The following is a 19239-nucleotide window of genomic DNA, read 5'->3' as shown; positions in this document are numbered from 1 at the left end:
CCTTTCAGGCGGTACGGTCCAATGCCCTGAGGGACCGGTCGGTGATGGAACGGGCGCCGCGGCCGATGGCCACCATGCCCGACTGGACGAGTTCTTTGATCCCGAACGGCTCGAGCACCTTGACGAACGCCTCGAGCTTGTCGGGAGTGCCGGTGACCTCGATGGTCACGGCGTCGGCGGCCACGTCGACGCAGCGGGCGCGGAAGAGGTTGACGAGCTCCAGCACGTGGGAACGGCTGTCGGCGTCGGCCTTGACCTTGATCAGCATCAGCTCGCGCTGGACGGACTGCGACGTGTCGAGCTCGACGATCTTCAGTATGTTCACCAGTTTGTTGAGCTGCTTGGTGACCTGCTCAAGCGGCAACTCCTCGACGCTGACCACGATGGTCATGCGCGAGATGTCGTCGTGTTCGGTCGGCCCCACTGCCAGCGAGTCTATGTTGAAGCCCCGCCTGCTGAACAACGCGGACACGCGCGCCAGGACGCCCGGCTTGTTCTCGACAAGCACCGACAGAGTATGCCTACTCATCCTCGTTCTCCCACTTAGGCGCCATGTCACGGGCGATCTTGATGTCGTCGTTGCTGGTGCCTGCCGCCACCATGGGCCAGACCATGGCGTCCTGGTGGACGACGAAGTCGACCACGACGGGCACGTCGTTGATCTCCATGGCCTTCGCGATCACGGCGTCCACGTCCTCGGCACGCTCGCAACGCAGGCCCACACAACCATAGGCCTCGGCGAGCTTGACGAAGTCCGGGATGCGGCGCGTCGTCTGCAGGTCGGTGTTGGAGTAACGCTCGTCGTAGAAGAGCGTCTGCCACTGGCGGACCATGCCGAGGTTACCGTTGTTGATGACGGCGATCTTGATCGGCACCCCCTCCAGGGTGCAGGTGGCCAGCTCCTGGTTGGTCATCTGGAAGCAGCCGTCGCCGTCGATGGCCCACACCGTGGCGTCGGGGCGGCCCATCTTGGCGCCCATCGCGGCCGGGACGGCGAAGCCCATCGTGCCGAGGCCGCCGGAGTTGATGAACGTGCCGGGGTTCTCGTAGTCGATGAACTGCGCGGCCCACATCTGGTGCTGCCCGACCCCGGCCACGTAGTACGTGTCGGGCCCGGCGATCGCGCTCAGCCGCTCCATGACGTACTGCGGCGCCAGCGAGCCGTCCTCGAACGTCTCATAACCCAGCGGGTACGTCTTCTTGAGGCCGTTGAGGATCGTCCACCAGGCGGTGTAGTCGCCCTTCTGCTCCGACGCCTGGATGGCGGCGACGAGATCGCCGATGACCTCCTTGCAGTCGCCCACGATCGGCACGTCGGCGTGGCGGTTCTTGGAGATCTCCGCCGGGTCGATGTCGGCGTGCACGACCTTGGCGTTCGGCGCGAACGAGGCCAGATCGCCGGTCACCCGGTCGTCGAAGCGCACGCCCAGGCCGATGAGCAGGTCGGCCTTCTGCAGCGCGCCCACGGCCGACACGCTGCCGTGCATCCCCGGCATGCCCATGTGCTGCGGGTGGCTGTCGGGGAACGTGCCCCTCGCCATCAGGGTGGTGACGACCGGGATGTTGGTCAGCTCGGCGAGCTGGAGCAGCTCGGCGGACGCGCCCGCCTTGTGGACGCCGCCGCCGACGTACAGGACCGGCCGCTTGGACTCGGCGATCAGCTTGGCGGCCTCGCGGATCTGCTTGGAGTGCGGCCTGGTGACCGGGCGGTAGCCAGGGAGCTGCATGGTCGGCGGCCAGCTGAAGGTGGTGTCGGCCTGCAGCGCGTCCTTGGAGATGTCCACGAGCACCGGGCCGGGACGGCCGGTGGAGGCGATGTGGAAGGCCTCCATGATCGTGCGGGGGATGTCCGCGGGGTCCGTGACCAGGAAGTTGTGCTTGGTGATCGGCATGGTGATGCCGGAGATGTCGGCTTCCTGGAACGCGTCCGTGCCGATGGCCGCGCTGGCCACCTGACCGGTGATCGCCACGATCGGCACCGAGTCCATGTACGCGTCGGCAATCGGCGTCACCAGGTTGGTGGCACCGGGACCGCTGGTGGCCATGCACACCCCGACCTTGCCGGTCGCCTGCGCGTAGCCCTCGGCCGCGTGACCCGCACCCTGCTCGTGGCGTACGAGCACGTGCCGGACCTTGGTCGAGTCGTAGAGAGGATCGTAGGCCGGCAGAATGGCACCGCCCGGGATCCCGAACACTGTGTCGACTCCAACGTGCTCCAAAGCCCTCACCAGGGCCTGTGCACCTGTCATCCGTTCGGTCATCGGCTCGTTCCTTGCGTGGCTACTCGCTTAAGGACATAAAAAATGCCCCTTCCCACCGGTCGGCGGGTCTGGGGCGGCGCGCAGGTCGTCGTGCTTCGCTATCGGCCTGCGCGCCGGCGAAGTACTACGAGAATCTCACTGCGAAGCATGGCAAACACCATAGCCGCTCGGAACGCCCCGGTGCCAACTTCGTGGACACATGTCTCAAACAGTGAGACTCGTCCGCATCAGCGAGTCGACTCCGCGGGCCGCCATCGGCCGTGCCACCAGGAAACCCTGCCCCTTCGTGCACCCCATCCGCTTGAGCAGTTCGAGCTGCTCAGGACGTTCGATGCCCTCGGCCACCACGACAAGACCGAGGTCGTGGCCGAGCCGCACGATCGTACGGGTGAGCAGCGTCAGCGTGTCGTCCTTGCCCAGCCCCGACACGAACGACGGATCGATCTTGATCATGTCGACGGGAAGCTGCCGTAGGAACGCCAGCGACGCGTAGCCCGTGCCGAAGTCGTCGATGGCCAGCCGCACCCCGAGCGCCCGCAGCTCGGACAGCCGCTTGATCGTCTCCTCGGCGTCCTCGACCAGCATCTCCTCGATCACCTCGAGGGTGAGCGCGGAGGCGGGCAGCCCGCTTTCCCGAAGCGCCTCCTCGACCGTCTCGACGAAACGCGGCGCGGTGATCTGGCGGGCGGACAGGTTGAGCGACAGGCCGATGTCCCAGGACGAGGCCCGCCAGGCGGCCACCTCGCGGCAGGCCTCGCGCAGGATCCACTCGCCCAGCGGCACGATCAGCCCGGTGTCCTCGGCCGGGCCGAGGAACTGCTCCGGCGGCACGAACACCGAGCCCCGCCACCAGCGCACCAGCGCCTCGACCGCGGTGACCCGGGACGTGGCCAGATCGACCACCGGCTGGTATTCGATCGCGAACTGCTGGTCGATCAGCGCCCGCTGCAGGTCGGCCGCCAGCTCCAGCCTGCGCACCACGTCGGCGTGCATCTGCGCGGCGAACACCTCGACCCGGCGTCCGCCCAGCTCTTTGGCGCGTGCCATTGCGACGTCCGCGTTGCGGATGAGGTCGCCGGCGGGCATGTCGTCCTCGGTGAAGGCCACGCCCACGCTGGCGGTCAGCGCCACGTCGCGGTCGGCGACGCGGAACGGCTCCTGCGAGACCGCGCGTACGAGCCGCTCGGCCAGGTCGACCGCGACCTGCGCCTCGCCACCGGTCTCGACGAGCACGGCGAACTCGTCGCCGCCCCAGCGGGCGAGCGTGTCGTCGACGCGTACGGCGCCGCGCAGCCTGCGCGCAGCCTGGCCGAGCAGGTAGTCGCCGCTGGCGTGCCCGACCGAGTCGTTGACCGAGGTGAACCCGTCCAGGTCGAGGAAGATGACCGCGACATGTCCCGAGGTGCGCCCCGAGAGCACCTCGCGGGTGCGCTCCTCGAAGTAGGAGCGGTTGGGCAGCCCGGTCACGCCGTCGTGGAAGGTCAGGTGGGCGACCTGGTTGCGCAGCGCCTCCTCGTCGCTGATGTCCCTGGTGGTGACCAGCATCAGGTCCTCGCCGCCGACGTGGCGGGTGGCGACGGACTCGGTGGGCCGCCAGGTGCCGTCGGCAGCGCGCACCCGGCAGGCGATCAGGCAGGCGCCCGGTGCCGTGGTGTTGTCCTCGTCGAGGTGCATGGCGCGCAGCGCGACCTGGATGCCCGGGACGTCCTCCGGGTGGATGTAGTCGAAGATCGACCCGCCGACCACCGCGTCGGGGTGATAGCCGTACGTGACCTCGACCCCCGGGCCGATCTCACGGACCACGCCCGTGTAGTCGCAGGTGAACACCACGTCGCCGGTGCTCTCCGCCAGCTCCTTGAGCTGCCGTTCGGCGAGTTTGACCTGGCCGCGCAGGCGCATGTTGGCCGCCGAGGCCACGAACAGGCGCACCAGCAGGAGCAGCACCACGGAGACCGCGACCACCACGACGCCGGTCACCGGACGCTCGGGGCGCTCGCCGGCCAGGTGGGCGAGCCACGTGCAGGCGGCCACGGCGACCAGCGCCAGCGGCACGAGCGCGACCACGTTGCCGACGGCGGACCTGTCCGACTCGCGCGCGGGCGGGCCCCAGGGCACGGCCGCGAGCAGCAGGAACGCGACGGGCGCCAGCATGACGCTCCAGATCTGCGGGTGGCCGCCGTCGAGCCTGGCCACCGCGGCAGCCAGGCCCGCCACGGTCATGGTGGCGAGCACGCCGACGCCGGCCAGGGCCAGCAGCCAGGAGGAGGCCCGGCTGGTGAGCACCGACGGGATCACCGCGCACGTCACCAGCAGCGCGATCATCGGCGGCAACATCACCAGCGTGAACGCCGCGGGATCGGCGGAATCGTCGTAGACGTGGCGCAGTGCCACGACCCAGCCGATCAGGAAGAGCGAGGCGGCGCACAGATAGGAGTCGGTCACATGCCGTAAAACGATCCTGGCCGGGAACCTGCGGTCGGCGGCGATCAGCGCCCCGCTGGCCGTGACCACGGTGCCGAGCAGCACGAACAGGTCCGCGAAGCTGACCAGGAAGCTCTCGGCGAACGGGCGCAGCGCCACCCCGGCCGCCCAGATGACGGCTCCGCCGCCCATCCAGCGGGCGCCCAGCGCCATGGGCCGGTCCGCCGCCGACTTCACCGAGGCGACCAGCAGGGAGCAGGCGGCGATCAGCGCCGCCAGCCCGCCGGCGACCGCGCCGGCGAGCAAGGCCTGACGGCCTACGCTGAGCGCAGCGGCGAACGCCACCGCGCCTGCCGCCGCCGCGGCGGTCAGCGGCACCCGTGGATCACGCCAGCGGATCACAGTCGTTGCCCATCCCGTCTCGAACTCTGCACCTGATGACCGCCGAAGCCCGGCCGATCACTTCGCCAGTGTGTGCGCTCGTGGGTGCGCAGGTGGTGACAACGCCGATGTCGTCACCGATCTGATAACCACAAAGACCAATTTCCGCCAAGAGATCCTTGACAGCGAGTCAGGACCTCCCTGCAAGGGCCACGGTACGCACCGAAGGTCACGGACCAGCCACGGTCCGGGATCCTCTCAGTATGTGTCCGTTATGACGTTGACCAGCGGTTCGCCTGCGAGGTGACGCAGGAGCCGGGCGCGGATCAGTCGCAGCACGCGCCGTCCCGACGCCGGAGTGCTGCCCGCGATGTGCGGAGTGATCAGAACGCCCGGAGCGCTCCAAAGGGGGTGGCCCTCGGGCAGCGGCTCGGGCGCGGTCACATCCAGCGCCGCACGGAGCCTACCGGTTTTGAGCTCCGCGATCAGTGCGTCCGTGTCGGCGATCCCGCCCCTGGCGGCATTGACCAGCACGGCGCCGTCCACTCATCCGGGCGAGGAACGCCGCGTCCACCATGCCCGCGGTGCCGGCGTGGCGGATGGAACCTAGGTCTTCATGCCGAGAACCTTGCGACTCGCCGGGAAGTATGGAACATATGAGAAAGCTCTTGACGATCATGCTCATCGCCGCGTCGACGGCCTGTTCCAACGGCCTGGCCAGCGATGGGGACGTGCCCCCGACGGCCACGGGCGGCCCAGGAGAGCCCAAGGACGTGGCGACGGGGCTGTCCGTGCCGTGGGCGATCGCGTTCCTGCCCGGAGGCGACGCGCTGGTCACCGAACGGGACTCGGCGCGGCTGCTGCGGGTCCGCCCGGACGGGAAGGTGACGTCGCTGGGGACGATCTCCGGGGTGCGGCCCGAAGGCGAGGGCGGGTTGATGGGGGTGGCGGTCAAGGATGAGCAGGTCTTCCTCTACTACAGCGCGGAGCAGGACAACCGGATCGTCCGCTACCGGCTCTCCGGCGACCGCCTCAGCGACGAGCGGGTCCTGGTGCGGGGCATCCCGAGGGGCGGGATCCACAACGGCGGGCGGCTGGCGTTCGGGCCGGACGGCTACCTGTACGCCGCCACGGGCGAGACCGGCGACGACCAGCTCGCCCAGCAGCGCGACTCGCTCGGCGGCAAGATCCTGCGCATGACCGTGGACGGCGCCCCAGCCCCCGGCAACCCGTTCGGCACGCTCGTCTACAGCTACGGGCACCGCAACGTCCAGGGGCTCGCCTGGGACCCCTCTGGGCGGCTGTACGCCACGGAGTTCGGCCAGAACACCTACGACGAGGTGAACCTCATCAAGGCCGGGGGCAACTACGGCTGGCCGGAGGTCGAGGGGCGCGGCGACGATCCCCGCTTCGTGAACCCCATCGTCACGTGGACCACCGATGAGGCGTCACCGTCGGGGATGGCGTACGCGAAGGGCTCGTTGTGGGTGGCCGCGCTGCGGGGGGAGCGCCTGTGGCAGGTCCCGCTGAGGCCGGACGGGTCGGCGGGCGAGCCGGTCGCCCGCTTCACCGACCGCTACGGCCGCCTTCGCGCCGTCACGTCCGCCCCTGGCGGCACGTTGTGGGTCGGGACCAGCAACAAGGACGGCCGCGGCTCCCCACGGCCGGGCGACGACCGCATCCTCTCGGTCACCCCGTCGTGAACCGGCCGCTGATCCGGGGGGCCGGGCCAAGCGCCGCGGCCCCCGTGCGCGCGGGCCTCAGCGGGTCGCCGTGCAGGTCGTCTGCGGCTGGGCGCGGTACTTGGTGGTCACCTTCTTGTCCTTCTTGACCACCTCGCCGTCCTTCTGGAACACGCGGGTGACGTCGATCGTGAATCCCTGCTGTCCCTGCGTGGGCAGGCAGTCGGGCGCGGAGCTGCTCTCGGTCCTGAACGGCACGAAGTCCCGCCGGTCCGACTCCACCGCCTCCACCTTGTCGTACCGCTTGGTGCTCCACAGCGTGACCGTCACCGACGTGTCCGTGAAGGCCGTCTTGATCAGCACCCCGTGCTCGGAGTCGTTGCGCCACTTCAGGTCCGTTTCCGGATACAGCAGCGTGACGTCACGCCCGGCGGGGTAGCGAGGTGCGAAATAGTCCATCGGCTTGTGCTCGACGAGATCGAACCCGCCGAAGAACGCCGCGTTGTACATCGTCGTGGCGAACTGCGACACGCCGCCGCCCACGATGTTCACCATCCGCCCGCCGACGATCTGCCCCGCCTCGACGTACCCGTCCTCGACGGTGCGCTCCCCCACGACCTCGTTGATCGAGAACGTCTCCCCCGGCTTGACCAGGTGCCCGTCGAGCTCCTGCGCCATCCGCTGGATGTTCTTCACCCGCGCCTGGCAGCAGTCGAACGTCGTGTTGAACGTGCCCACGACCTCCTGGATGCCGAGGCCGCGTACCTGGGCGGTCGTGACGGTGGGGGCGACGGCGCCCAGCCGGACGGGGATGGTGCGGCTGCCGCCCTGGTCGAACACCCGCTCGGCGTCCCTGGCCAGCAGCTTGTCGTTCACGCCCCGTCCCGTGCGCGCGGGCACCAGGACCGGCTTGTCGTTCACGATGTCGTACGTGGCGTCGCGCGGCTGCTGGGCGGCGTCCACCAGCCGGCTCTCCACGGCGGCCAGCACCGCCTTGGCGTTGAACGTGGGCGCGAGCCCGCCGGAGCCGTCGGAGCCGTAGGTCAGGTTGGCGGCGATCATGGCCGGCGGGATCTGCACCTGCTTGCCGCCGAGGGCCAGCGTGATGGGCGCGGAGACGGCCTGCTTCGCCTTGGCCAGGGCCGCCTCGACGGCCTGCGGAGTGGTGACGGGCTTGGCCGGCCGCAGCGTCAGCACGACGTTGCCGCCCCCGCGCAGGAAGGCGTCGCCGACCCTGCGTACGGCGTCGTCCCGGTCGAGCAGCACGCCGTCCTCCGGCCGGCGGATCTTCGGCTGCAGCCCGGAGAAGAACACCCGGCCCTCGCGCGCCTTCTTGTCGGCGGCCTCCGCCAGGCCCTCGACGGTCCTGGCGAGTTGGGAGGAGTCGAGGTTCACCTTCGGCTGGAGCTCGGTCTTGCCGGTCAGCCCCTGCCACACCTCCTGCGGGCTGGGGAACCCGCTGGGCGCCTGCCCGATCGTGCTCACCACGTCGAGCTCGAGCCCGGCCTCGTCGGGCTGGATGGTCTCTTTCCGGCCGGCGATGTCGACCACGACCGGCTTGCTCAGCCTGGTGCCGAGCTCGTTGCGGAGCTTGTCGGCCGCCTGGGTGACGGTCAGCCCGCCGATGTCGACGCCCGCCACGTGAGTGCCGCGCAGCACGGAGCCCGACATGAGCACGGCGGGCACGACGTACGCCAGCCCCGCCAGGACCGCCACGAACGCCAGCAGGCCGGGCAGGAGGCGGCGCCGCCTGGGCGGCTCGGGCTCATACGCGGGCGGTCGCTCCACAGGCGTGCCGAACATGGGGGCGGCCGGGGCCGGCGACTGCTTGTCGTTCATGGGCCACGGCTGCGCCGGCGGCGCCACAGGGGGCAGCGCGCCGCCCGAGGGACCGCCCGGGGCGCTCGGGCCTTGGGCCGGTCGGGGCTCCTGCCTGTCCGGTGGGCCGAAGATGTCCCGGGAGACGCCCGGGGGCAGGCCTTCGATCCGCGGCTTCTTGGAGACGCCTGACGTGGGTAACGGCACCGAGGCGAACGGGTCGGTCGGTGATTCGATCGGTCCGGCGTTACGCACGCCTCAATCTCCTCCCGGTCCGCAGCCAAGTCTCAGGCAACAGTAAGGCACGCGGATCCGCATATGTCACGGGAAATGGCTACGGAAGTGTGTCAACCTAGCCACCGGTAGCGATGTTCGGGTCGGCCGGCCGTGCCGTACCGGGGCCGGAACTCGGCCTGACCCGCCGCGCACAGGTATTCGAGATAGCGGCGGACGCTCACCCGCGACAGGCCCGTGAGCTGGGCCGCCTCGGTCGCCGACAGGTCGCGGCCCGCCTCCCGCAGGGTATCCGCGACCAGCGCGCACGTGGCCGCGGACAACCCTTTTGGCATGGGTGCAGCGGTTTTGGGGGTGCCGAAGAGCCGATCGACGTCGTCCTGGCGGGCCTCGGTTCCGATGGTGGACAGGCGCCTGCGGGTGTCGGCGTACTGCTGGAGGCGCTCGGTCAGGGCGGCCGCGGTGAACGGCTTGATGAGGTAGTTGACGGCGCCGCCGCGCATGGCCTCCTGGACGGTGGGCACGTCGCGGGCGGCGCTGATCATGAGGACGTCCACGTCATGGAGCTGCTTGAGCACCTCAAGTCCTGACATGTCGGGCAGGTAGATGTCGAGCAGCACGAGGTCGGGCCGCTGCTCGGCCACCGCGGCGAGCGCGTCGGCCCCGGTGTGCGCGACGGCGACGACCCGGAAGCCCGGCATCCTGGACACGTAGCCGCTGTGGATGCGGGCGACCATGAAGTCGTCGTCCACCACAAGCACGCGCAGGTCGCTCATGGCCTCACCCCGTCCGGCGGCTCGGTCCCCACGGTGCCGCCTACCCTCATCGCTCCGGTCACCACGCGTCCGCCGCTCCTCCAGGTGGCGGTGCCGCGGCGTCCCTGGCCCCCATGCCCGGCCGCCGGGCGCCGTCGCGGGTCATGGGTGCGCCTTCGGCGGAAGCAGGGCCGTGAAGACGGCGCCGCCCGAGTTGCGCACGCGTACCCAGCCGCCCCTGCGCAGGCACGCCTGCCGGGTCAGCGCCAGCCCCAGCCCGCGCGGGCCCGATCGGGCGGCCTTGGTGGTGAAGCCCTCCCTGAACACCTCTTCCACCAGGTCGGGCGCGATGCCGGGACCCGAGTCGCCCACCCGCACGTGCAAGCCGTCGGCGTCGGCCTGCACCGACACCTCGATCGTGCCCTCGGCGCCGTCGAGGGCGTCCATGGCGTTCGCGACGAGGTTGCCGACCACGAGGACCGCGTCCTGCGGGTCGCCCAGCGTGCCCTCGGGCACGCAGGAGTCCTCCGACAGCACGAGCCGGGCGCCGCGCTCGGCCGCCTCGGCGGACTTGGCCAGCAGCAGGGCGGCCAGCGTGGGCTCCTGGACGCGCTCGCGCAGGTCGGTGGCGTACGTGCCGCGGGTGGTGCTGGTGATGAAGTTGACGGCCGCCTCGTGCTCGCCCAGCTCCAGCAGCCCGACGACGGTGTGCATCCGGTTGGCGAACTCGTGTGCCTGGGCCCGCAGCGCCTCCGTCGCGCTGCTGGTGTCGTGGAGCTCGCGGGCCAGGCGAATCAGCTCTGTCCGGTCACGCAGCGTGATCACCCAGCCGCGGTGCCGGCCGCGTACCCATACCGGAGTGCGGTTGAGCACCAGCACCCGCTCGCCGTGCAGCACGACGCGGTCCTCGCCGGGGTCGGCGCCCCCGAGCACGTCGCGCATGCGCTCGGAGACGGGCATCTGGGTCAGATCCTCACCGACGTCGCCGAGCAGTTCGCGGGCGGCGTCGTTGACCAGCGTGACGCGGCCGTTGAGGTCGAGCGCGAGCACGCCCTCCTTGACGCCGTGCAGCACGCCCTCACGCTGCTCCAGCAGCGCGGCGATCTCGCGCGGCTCCAGCCCGAACGTCTGCCTGCGCACCCGCGCGGTGATCACCGCGGCCAGTGCCAGCCCGGCGAGCAGCACGGCCAGCGCCGTCCAGATCAGCGGCGGGAGCGCGGCGCCGAGCTGGCCGACGACCGTGGTCTCCAGCACGCCGACCGAGACCAGGCCGATCACGTTGCCGTATTCGTCGCGGATCGGCGTCTTGCCCCTGACCGTGGTGCCGATCGTGCCGGTCTCGGTGCCGACCCAGCTCCTGCCGGTCCGCAGGACGGTGGTGCCGTCCGTGGAGAGCTGCTTGCCGATCAGCGCGGTGTTGGGGTGTGCATAGCGCTTCTGCTGGTCGTTGGCGATCACGACGTAGTCGGCGCCGGTCTCGTGCTGCACGCTCATGGCCAGCGGCTGCAGCACCGTCTCCGGATTCTTGAGCTTGAACGCCTCGCGCACCTGCGGGAGCCCTGCCACGGACTGCGCGATGGCCAGCGCGCGCTGCTGGTGCAGCGCGTCGAGCTGGTCGCGCGTGTGCTCTGCCCACACTCCCGCAGTGCCCCCGACGGCGAGGATCACGATCACCATCTGGAGCACGAACAGCTGGGTCCCTAGGGAGGCGTCGCGCACCCATCTCACGTTGCACATGGAAACAAACGCAGGTCACGGCCAGGTCGCGACCAATACGACCACTATGACGGCAAGCGCGCAAACCCTCGACGCGGACGGGAAGAGGCTTCACGATCCCAGTCTTAACCCCGGATTTACAACCGCGAAACACCCCCTGGAGTGATCATGCGCTTGCGCGTACTCGCCGCTCTCGCGGCACTCTCCCTCGCCGCGCTGACCGGCTGCGGCGAGTCCGGCACTGGCACCTCCGCCAGCGGCTCGTTGCGGATCATGGCTCCGGCCGCGCCCGGCGGCGGCTGGGACCAGACCTCCCGCATCGCCGAGCAGGCGATCAAGGCCGCCGACTCCAAGCGCAAGGTCGAGGTGTTCAACGTGCCCGGCGCGGGCGGCACGATCGGCCTGGCGCAGCTCGCCGGCGAGAAGGGCAACGGCAACCTGCTGATGACCATGGGCCTGGTCATGGTCGGCGCCATCGAGCAGAACAAGTCCAAGGTCACGCTGGCCGAGACCACGCCCATCGCCAAGCTGACCGAGGAGTACGAGATCGTCGTGGTCCCGGCCGCGTCCCCGTACAAGACGCTGGCTGACCTGGTGGCGGCCTGGAAGGCCGACCCCAAGAAGGTGTCGATCTCGGGCGGCTCCGCGGGCGGCACCGACCACATCGTGGCCGGCCTGATGGCCAAGGCCGCGGGCGTGGACCCCAAGCAGGTCAACTACATCGCCCACTCGGGCGGCGGCGAGGCGCTCAACGAGCTGCTCGGCAACAAGGTCAGCGCGGGCATCTCGGGCGTGGGCGAGTTCGCCGAGCACGTCAAGTCGGGCAAGCTGCGCGCCCTCGGCGTGACCTCCGGCCAGCGGATCTCCGGCCTGGACGCGCCCACGCTGAAGGAGGGCGGCCTGAACGTCGAGCTGTCCAACTGGCGCGGCTTCGTCGCCCCCGGCGGCCTCTCCGACGCCGACAAGAAGGCCCTGACCGACCTGGTCACCAAGATGCACGACTCGCAGCCGTGGAAGGACGCGGTGGCCAAGAACGGCTGGATCGACTCGTTCCAGACCGGCCAGCAGTTCACCGACTTCCTGAACTCCGAGCAGACCCGGGTCAAGGGCATCATCGCCGAGATGGGGCTCGTTTCCTGATGGCTCGCTGGTGGCGGCCCGAGCTCGGGCTGGCGGTCGTGGTGCTGGTGCTGGGCGTGTTCGTCGTGGTCGGAACGCTCGACGTCTCAGCCGCGGCCTCCCAGCTCGGCATCGGCCCGCGCTTCTTCCCCATGCTGGTGGGCGGCGCCATGGTGCTCATCGGCCTGCTCTACGTGGCAGACGTCATCCGCGGCGGCCACGGTGATCCAGAGGAGAGCGAGGACGTGGACGTCGACGCCCCCGCGGACTGGCGGAGCGTCGGGCTGGTCAGCGGGATCTTCCTGGCGTTCGCGGCGCTCCTGAACGTGGTCGGCTGGATCATCGGCGCGAGCCTGCTGTTCTTCGGCCTGTCGGTGGCGCTGGGCGCCGAGCACAAGCGGCGCGCGGCCGTGGTCTCGGTGATCATGGGACTCGCCACGTACCTGCTGTTCGTCAAGGGCCTCGGCGTGTCCCTGCCGGGCGGGCCGCTGGCGGGGGTGATCTAGGTGGAGTCGCTGCAGCTCCTGATCGACGGCTTCGCCGCCGCGCTCACCCCCGTCAACCTCCTGTACGCGCTCGTCGGCGTCACGCTCGGCACCCTGGTCGGCGTGCTGCCCGGCATCGGGCCCGCGATGACCGTGGCGCTGCTGCTGCCGATCACGTTCACGGTGCCGCCGGCCAGCGCGTTCATCATGTTCGCCGGCATCTACTACGGCGGCATGTACGGCGGCTCGACCACCTCCATCCTGCTCAACACGCCCGGCGAGTCCTCCTCGATGATCACGGCGCTGGAGGGCAACAAGATGGCCCGGCGCGGGCGGGCGGCGCAGGCGCTGGCCACGGCGGCCATCGGGTCGTTCGTGGCGGGCACGATCGCCACGGCGCTGCTGGTCGTGGCCGCGCCGGCGGTGGTGAGCTTCGCGATCTCGTTCGGCCCTGAGGACTACTTCGCGCTGGCGATCCTGGCCTTCACCGCCGTGTCGTCCGTGTTGTCCCGCTCGGTCGTGCGCGGCCTGGCCTCCCTGGGGCTCGGGCTGGTGATCGGGCTCGTCGGCATCGACCAGCAGACCGGGCAGGCACGGCTCACGCTGGGCATCCCGCAGCTGCTCGACGGCATCGACGTGGTGATCGTCGCGGTCGGCCTCTTCGCGCTCGGCGAGGCACTCTACGTGGCCTCGCGGCTGCGTCACGCGCCGCCCGAGGTGGTGCCGGTCGGCCGGGCCTGGATGGGGCGGGCCGACTGGCGGCGCTCGTGGCTGCCGTGGCTGCGCGGCACCGCGCTGGGCTTCCCGTTCGGCGCGCTGCCCGGCGGCGGGGCGGAGATCCCCACGTTCCTGTCGTACGCGGCCGAGCAGCGGCTGGCGCGCGGGGTCGCCAAGGAGGAGTTCGGCAAGGGCGCCATCGAGGGCGTGGCCGGGCCCGAGGCGGCCAACAACGCCTCGGCGGCGGGCACCCTGGTCCCGCTGCTCACGCTCGGCCTGCCCACGTCGGCGACGGCCGCGATCCTGCTGGCCGCCTTCCAGCAGTACGGGCTCCAGCCCGGACCGCAGCTGTTCGACCACAACCCGGCGCTGGTGTGGGGCATGATCGCGTCGCTGTTCATCGGCAACGCGATGCTGCTGGTGCTCAACCTGCCCCTGGCGCCCCTGTGGGCCCGCGTCCTGCGTATCGAGCGCCCGTACCTGTACGCCGGGATCGTCCTGTTCGCCGCCCTCGGCGTCTACGCCCTGAACGGCACCGTGGTCGACCTCGTCGTCCTGTACGTCCTGGGCCTCCTGGGCTACGCCATGCGCCGCTTCGGCCTTCCGGTGGCCCCGGCGGTGATCGGCATGATCCTGGGTCCGATGGCCGAGATCCAGCTCCGCAGGGCGCTGGCCATCGGGGCGGGCGACGTGACGGTGCTGGTGAAGAGCCCTGTGGCGGTGGCGCTGCTGGTGCTGGCCTTCCTGGCCCTGCTCGCGCCGGTGTTCAGGAAGCTGTCGGTCCGGCGGCGCGCGGTCACGCCTGTCGAGTGAGCGGCGTTGGAGACGGTTCCGCCGGCACGGCGGAACCGCTCTTCACCGCCCGAGGGGCGATCGCCAGCCCGGCGAGCGCCATGACGAGCGTGGCGGCGAACACCGCCCAGTAGCCCGACCCGGCGGCCGCGAACAACGCGCCGGTGACGGCCACCGCCACCACCGAGAACACCGACTCGCCCACCTGCAGCGCCGAGCTGTTCTTCCCCTGCTCGCCGGGCGCCGACAGCTCCAGCGTGAGGACCGACAGCGTCGGGTACACCAGTCCGATCCCGAACCCCGTGATGATCCACGCCGGGTACGCCAGCGCCAGCGGCACCGCGGTGAACGTCACCGCGCCCATGAGCAGGATGCCGAGCGCGATCGCGGCCGAGCCGAGCCGCAGGTTCGTCAGCTGGCTGAAGGTCTCGCGTCCCTGCAACCACGACGCGAACGACCAGGTCAGGGAGCCGCCCATGATGGCGAACCCGGCCGCGAGCGCGGACAGGCCGCGCTCTTCGATCAGCATGAGCGGCACCATCACCTCGGCCGCGAAGAACGCGCCGGCGGCCAGGCCACGCAGCCCGACCACGGCAGGCAGCCCGCGGGCGGCCCGCAGGGTGCCGGCGGGAAGCAGCCTGGGCAGGGCCACGACCAGCACGACCAGGCCCGCGACCAGGAGGGGGAGGCGCCCGTCGCTGCCGTACTGCATGAGCCCCGCCCCGACGGCGGTCACGGCCGCCCAGGCGACCTTGCCCGGCAGCCCTGGCGCGGGCTCGGCCTGCCCGCCGCTCACCGGCTGCCCGGCCAGTCCGCGCAGCAGCACCAGGCCGCCGGCCACGGTCATGATGGGCACCAGCAGGAACACCCAGCGCCAGCCGAGCGTGTCGGTGACCACGCCCACGATGGCCGGCCCCACCATGGAGGGCACCACCCACGCGGTCGCGAACAATGAGAAGATCTTGGGATGCAGGTTCTCGGGATAGACCCGGGCCACCACCACGTACATCGCCACGCTGACCAGCGCGCCGCCGAACCCCTGCAGGAACCGTCCGGCGATCAGCACCTCCATGCTCGGCGCCAGCCCGGCCACCGTCAGCCCGCCGACGAAGCCCGCGACGCCGGTCCACAGGGGCGCCAGAGGGCCGCGCACGTCGGCCCACCGGCCGCCGAGCACGGTCCCGATCACGCTGGCGGCCATCGCGCCGCTGAACGCCAACCCGTACAGCTCCAGCCCGCCGAGCTCCTTGGCCACGACCGGCATGGCGATCGCGACCGCCATGTACTCGAAGGCCACCAGCGACACCATGGCCACCAGGCCCGCCGTCAATGCTTTCCGCGTCACCCGGCGAACCTACGGCGGCCCGGCTCTCCCCACATCCAGCGGGAGTCCTACATCGGCACCGGCAATTGGACCTAGGACCGTCCAGCAGCACGAAGGCCCCGCCACCCATGGCGGCGAGGCCTTCCTGGTACAACAGCGACTACTCGGAGACGCCCAGCTTCTCCAGGATCAGCTGGCGGGCACGGGCCGCGTCGGCCTTGCCCTTGCTGGCCCTCATGACGCCGCCCACCAGGGCGCCCGCCGCCGCGATCTTGCCGGACCTGACCTTCTCGGCCGCGTCGGCGTTGGCGGCCAGGACCTGGTCGATGATCGCCAGCAGCTCGCCCTCGTCGCTGACGATCTGCAGCCCGCGCTTCTCGACCACCTCGTCGGGCGTGCCCTCACCGGCCAGCACGCCTTCGAGCACCTCGCGCGCCAGCTTGTCGTTGAGCGCGCCCGAGGCCACCAGCTCGGTCACCCTGGCGATCTGGGCCGGGGTGATGGGCAGGTCGGCCAGCGGGGTGCCGGCCTCGTTGGCACGCCTGGCCAGCTCGCCCATCCACCACTTGCGCGCGTCCGCCGCCGGGGCGCCCGCCGCGACCGTGGCCTCGACCAGGTCGATGGCGTCGGCGTTGTGCATGGCCTCCATGTCGAGGTCGGACAGCCCCCACTCGGCCTGCAGCCGCTTGCGCTTGACCGACGGCAGCTCGGGCAGCGCCGCCTTCAGCTCGGCCACCCACGCCGGGTCGGGCGCGATCGGCACCAGGTCGGGCTCGGGGAAGTAGCGGTAGTCCTGCGCCTCCTCCTTGGACCGACCGGACGTGGTGGTGCCGGTGTCCTCGTGGAAGTGCCGGGTCTCCTGAACGATCTTCCCGCCGTCGGCCAGGATGCCGGCCTGCCGCTCGATCTCGCTCCGCACGGCCCGCTCGACGCTGCGCAGCGAGTTGACGTTCTTGGTCTCCGTACGGGTGCCCCACTCGGACGAGCCCCGCGGCATGAGCGACACGTTGACGTCGCAGCGCAGCGAGCCCTCCTCCATGCGCACGTCGGAGACGCCGAGCGAGCGCATGATCTCGCGCAGCTCGGTGACGTACGCCTTGGCCACCTCGGGCGCGAGCCGGTCGGTGCCGGGGATGGGCTTGGTCACGATCTCGACCAGCGGGATGCCGGCGCGGTTGTAGTCGACGATCGAGTAGTCGGCCCCGTGGATGCGCCCGGTCGCGCCGCCCACGTGGGTGGACTTGCCGGTGTCCTCCTCCAGGTGCACCCGCTCGATCTCGATCCGCACGGTCTTGCCGTCGATCTCGACGTCGACGTAGCCGTCGACGCAGAGCGGCTCGTCGTACTGCGAGATCTGGTAGTTCTTCGGCATGTCCGGATAGAAGTAGTTTTTCCGGGCGAAGCGGCACCACTCGGCGATCGAGCAGTTCAGCGCCAGGCCGATGCGGATGGTCGACTCGATGGCCTGGGCGTTGGCCACCGGCAGCGATCCGGGGAACGCCAGGCAGGTCGGGCAGACCTGCGTGTTGGGCGGAGCGCCGAAGGTGGTCTTGCAGCCGCAGAACATCTTCGACCTGGTGCCCAGCTCGACGTGCGTCTCCAGGCCGAGCACCGGCTCGAACCGGTCGAGCGCTTCGTCATAGACCATGGTCATAGCGACGGGGCCTCCTTCAGCAGCGGGCCGCCCCAGCGGCTCTCCAGGGCCTTCTCGACGGCGGCGCCGACGCGGTAGCAGCGGTCGTCGGCCAGGACCGGCGCCATGATCTGCAGGCCGACCGGCAGGTTGTCCTCGTCGGCCAGGCCGACCGGCACCGACATGGCCGCGTTGCCGGCCAGGTTGGACGGGATGGTGCACAGGTCGGCGAGGTACATCGCGATCGGGTCGTCGGCACGCTCGCCGATCGCGAACGCCGTGGTCGGCGTGGTCGGCGACACCAGCACGTCCACCTGCTGGTAGGCGGCCTCGAACTCGCGGGAGATGACCGTGCGCACCTTCTGCGCCTGGCCGTAGTAGGCGTCGTAGTAGCCGCTCGACAGCGCGTACGTGCCGAGCATGATGCGCCGCTTGACCTCGGGACCGAACCCGGCGGCCCTGGTCAGCGCCATGACCTCCTCGGCGCTGCGGGTGCCGTCGTCACCGACGCGCAGGCCGTAGCGCATGGCGTCGAAGCGAGCCAGGTTGGACGAGCACTCCGACGGCGCGATCAGGTAGTAGGCGGGCAGCGCGGTCGTGAACGACGGGCAGGAGACCTCGACGACCTTGGCCCCGAGCGACTCGAGGAGCTGGACGGCCTCGTGGTAGCGGGCCAGCACGCCGGGCTGGTAGCCCTCGCCGGCGAACTCCTTGACGACGCCGATCCGCATGCCGGCGATGTCGGGGTTTTTCGCGGCCTCGACCACGCTCGGCACGGGCGCGTCGACCGAGGTGGAGTCCATCGGGTCGTGCCCGGAGAACGCCTCGTGCAGCAGCGCCGCGTCGAGCACGTTACGCGCGAACGGGCCCGGGGTGTCGAGCGAGCTGGCGAACGCGATGAGCCCGTAACGGGACGAGCCACCGTACGTCGGCTTCATCCCCACGATCCCGGTCACCGCGGCCGGCTGGCGGATCGAGCCGCCCGTGTCGGTGCCCGTGGACAGCGGCGCCTCGTACGCGGCCACGGCGGCGCTGGAGCCGCCCGACGAGCCGCCTGGCACCTTGGACAGGTCCCACGGGTTGCGGGTCATCTGGTAGGCCGAGTTTTCCGTGGAGGAGCCCATGGCGAACTCGTCCAGGTTCGTCTTGCCGAGGAAGACCAGCCCCGCCTCGCGCAGCCGCGCGGTGACGGTCGCGTCGTACGGCGGGCGCCAGCCCTCGAGGATCTTGGACGCGGCGGTCGTCGGCATGTCGCGCGTGGCGAAGATGTCCTTGTGCGCGATCGGCACGCCGGCCAGCGGCCCGAGCTTCTCGCCCGCCCGCAGCCTGGCGTCGACGGCCCGCGCCTGCTCCAGCGTCGTCTCGCGATCGACGTGGAGGAACGCCTGGATCTTGGGCTCCACCTCGGCCATGCGGTCGAGGTGCGCCTCGGCCACCTCGACGGCCGACACCTCGCCGCCGGCGATCATCGATCCCAGCTCGGCGGCGGTCTTACGGATAAGGCTCATGCCTCCTCCCCGAGGATGCGCGGCACCCGGAAGCGGTCGTCCTCGACGGCGGGCGCGCCGGAGAGCGCCTGGTCGGGCGTCAGGGACTGTCGCACCTCGTCGGCACGGAAGACATTGGTCAGCGGAAGCGCGTGCGACGACGGCGGCACGTCCTCGGCGGCGACCTCGGCAACCTTCGCGACCGCTTCGATGATGGCATCGAGCTGGGTGGCGTAGTGGTCGAGCTCGTCGTCGGTGAGCGCCAGCCTGGACAACCGGGCCAGGTGTGCGACCTCGTCGCGGGTTATGGCGGACATGAGTCGTTTAACCCGTTTCGTGGATGGAGTGTTCTTGGTGGACACTGCCATCCTAGGGGCCTTGACGTAGCACGCCCGAACCAGTAACCCGCCCGTT

At 70.6% G+C, this 19239-nt stretch carries 15 protein-coding genes; 4 read left to right on the top strand and 11 right to left on the bottom strand.

Going from position 1 to position 19239, the window contains the following annotated elements; all coding sequences use genetic code 11:
* Positions 1-4 precede the first annotated feature (4 nt).
* The 4 genes from ilvN to ACIBVN_RS35965 all read right to left on the bottom strand — a co-directional run bounded on the left by ilvN (position 5) and on the right by ACIBVN_RS35965 (position 5597).
* On the bottom strand, positions 5-529 hold the full coding sequence (gene ilvN, locus ACIBVN_RS35980) for an acetolactate synthase small subunit (protein ID WP_397144217.1): 525 nt from the start codon (positions 527-529) through the stop codon (positions 5-7).
* Entirely contained in the window at positions 522-2261 is a 1740-nt protein-coding gene (locus ACIBVN_RS35975; protein WP_397144216.1) for an acetolactate synthase large subunit, read from the bottom strand. The genes ilvN and ACIBVN_RS35975 overlap by 8 nt, the downstream gene beginning before the upstream one ends.
* A 204-nt stretch (positions 2262-2465) precedes the next feature.
* Entirely contained in the window at positions 2466-5084 is a 2619-nt protein-coding gene (locus ACIBVN_RS35970; protein WP_397144215.1) for a putative bifunctional diguanylate cyclase/phosphodiesterase, read from the bottom strand.
* A gap of 237 nt (positions 5085-5321) precedes the next feature.
* Entirely contained in the window at positions 5322-5597 is a 276-nt protein-coding gene (locus ACIBVN_RS35965) for an NAD(P)-dependent oxidoreductase (protein WP_397144213.1), read from the bottom strand.
* Positions 5598-5710: 113 nt separating this feature from the next.
* Between ACIBVN_RS35965 and ACIBVN_RS35960 the strand changes: the two genes are divergently transcribed.
* On the top strand, positions 5711-6766 hold the full coding sequence (locus ACIBVN_RS35960; RefSeq protein WP_397144211.1) for a PQQ-dependent sugar dehydrogenase: 1056 nt from the start codon (positions 5711-5713) through the stop codon (positions 6764-6766).
* A 57-nt stretch (positions 6767-6823) separates the two neighbouring features.
* Here the strand turns inward: ACIBVN_RS35960 and ACIBVN_RS35955 are convergent, their stop codons facing one another.
* The 3 genes from ACIBVN_RS35955 to ACIBVN_RS35945 form a co-directional block, all read right to left on the bottom strand.
* A complete protein-coding gene (locus ACIBVN_RS35955) occupies positions 6824-8818 on the bottom strand; it encodes a VanW family protein (RefSeq protein ID WP_397144209.1) in 1995 nt (664 codons plus the stop codon).
* 92 nt (positions 8819-8910) lie between these two features.
* Entirely contained in the window at positions 8911-9573 is a 663-nt protein-coding gene (locus ACIBVN_RS35950; protein ID WP_397144207.1) for a response regulator, read from the bottom strand.
* A 141-nt stretch (positions 9574-9714) separates the two neighbouring features.
* Positions 9715-11289, bottom strand: coding sequence for an ATP-binding protein (locus ACIBVN_RS35945; protein ID WP_397144205.1), 1575 nt, complete (start codon positions 11287-11289; stop codon positions 9715-9717).
* Between the two features lie 147 nt (positions 11290-11436).
* On the opposite strand from ACIBVN_RS35945, the gene ACIBVN_RS35940 reads away from it, so the two are divergent.
* The 3 genes from ACIBVN_RS35940 to ACIBVN_RS35930 are packed head-to-tail and all read left to right on the top strand — an operon-like array spanning position 11437 to position 14402.
* Entirely contained in the window at positions 11437-12408 is a 972-nt protein-coding gene (locus ACIBVN_RS35940; RefSeq protein ID WP_397144203.1) for a Bug family tripartite tricarboxylate transporter substrate binding protein, read from the top strand.
* Positions 12408-12893 carry a tripartite tricarboxylate transporter TctB family protein gene (locus ACIBVN_RS35935; RefSeq protein ID WP_397144201.1) on the top strand — a complete coding sequence of 162 codons (486 nt, stop codon included), beginning with the start codon at positions 12408-12410 and terminating at the stop codon, positions 12891-12893. Before ACIBVN_RS35940 ends, ACIBVN_RS35935 begins: the two co-directional genes overlap by 1 nt.
* Positions 12894-14402 (top strand): tripartite tricarboxylate transporter permease, encoded by a 1509-nt coding sequence (locus ACIBVN_RS35930; RefSeq protein ID WP_397144199.1) that lies wholly within the window; start codon positions 12894-12896, stop codon positions 14400-14402.
* Here ACIBVN_RS35930 and ACIBVN_RS35925 read toward each other — a convergent pair.
* From ACIBVN_RS35925 to gatC, 4 genes are all read right to left on the bottom strand, one after another.
* Positions 14386-15726 (bottom strand): MFS transporter, encoded by a 1341-nt coding sequence (locus ACIBVN_RS35925; RefSeq protein ID WP_397144197.1) that lies wholly within the window; start codon positions 15724-15726, stop codon positions 14386-14388. The two genes, ACIBVN_RS35930 and ACIBVN_RS35925, sit on opposite strands and share 17 nt — an antisense overlap.
* A gap of 139 nt (positions 15727-15865) precedes the next feature.
* Entirely contained in the window at positions 15866-17353 is a 1488-nt protein-coding gene (gene gatB / locus ACIBVN_RS35920; protein WP_397144295.1) for an Asp-tRNA(Asn)/Glu-tRNA(Gln) amidotransferase subunit GatB, read from the bottom strand.
* Positions 17354-17355: 2 nt separating this feature from the next.
* Complete coding sequence (gatA, locus tag ACIBVN_RS35915) at positions 17356-18846, bottom strand: Asp-tRNA(Asn)/Glu-tRNA(Gln) amidotransferase subunit GatA (RefSeq protein WP_397144195.1); 1491 nt, start codon at positions 18844-18846, stop codon at positions 17356-17358.
* On the bottom strand, positions 18843-19142 hold the full coding sequence (gene gatC, locus ACIBVN_RS35910; protein WP_344991736.1) for an Asp-tRNA(Asn)/Glu-tRNA(Gln) amidotransferase subunit GatC: 300 nt from the start codon (positions 19140-19142) through the stop codon (positions 18843-18845). Before gatC ends, gatA begins: the two co-directional genes overlap by 4 nt.
* Positions 19143-19239: the final 97 nt, after the last annotated feature.

This window comes from Nonomuraea sp. NPDC049400 (assembly GCF_044466425.1).
Classification (GTDB): Bacteria; Actinomycetota; Actinomycetes; order Streptosporangiales; family Streptosporangiaceae; genus Nonomuraea.
This window is presented reverse-complemented; position numbering and strand designations above follow the sequence as displayed.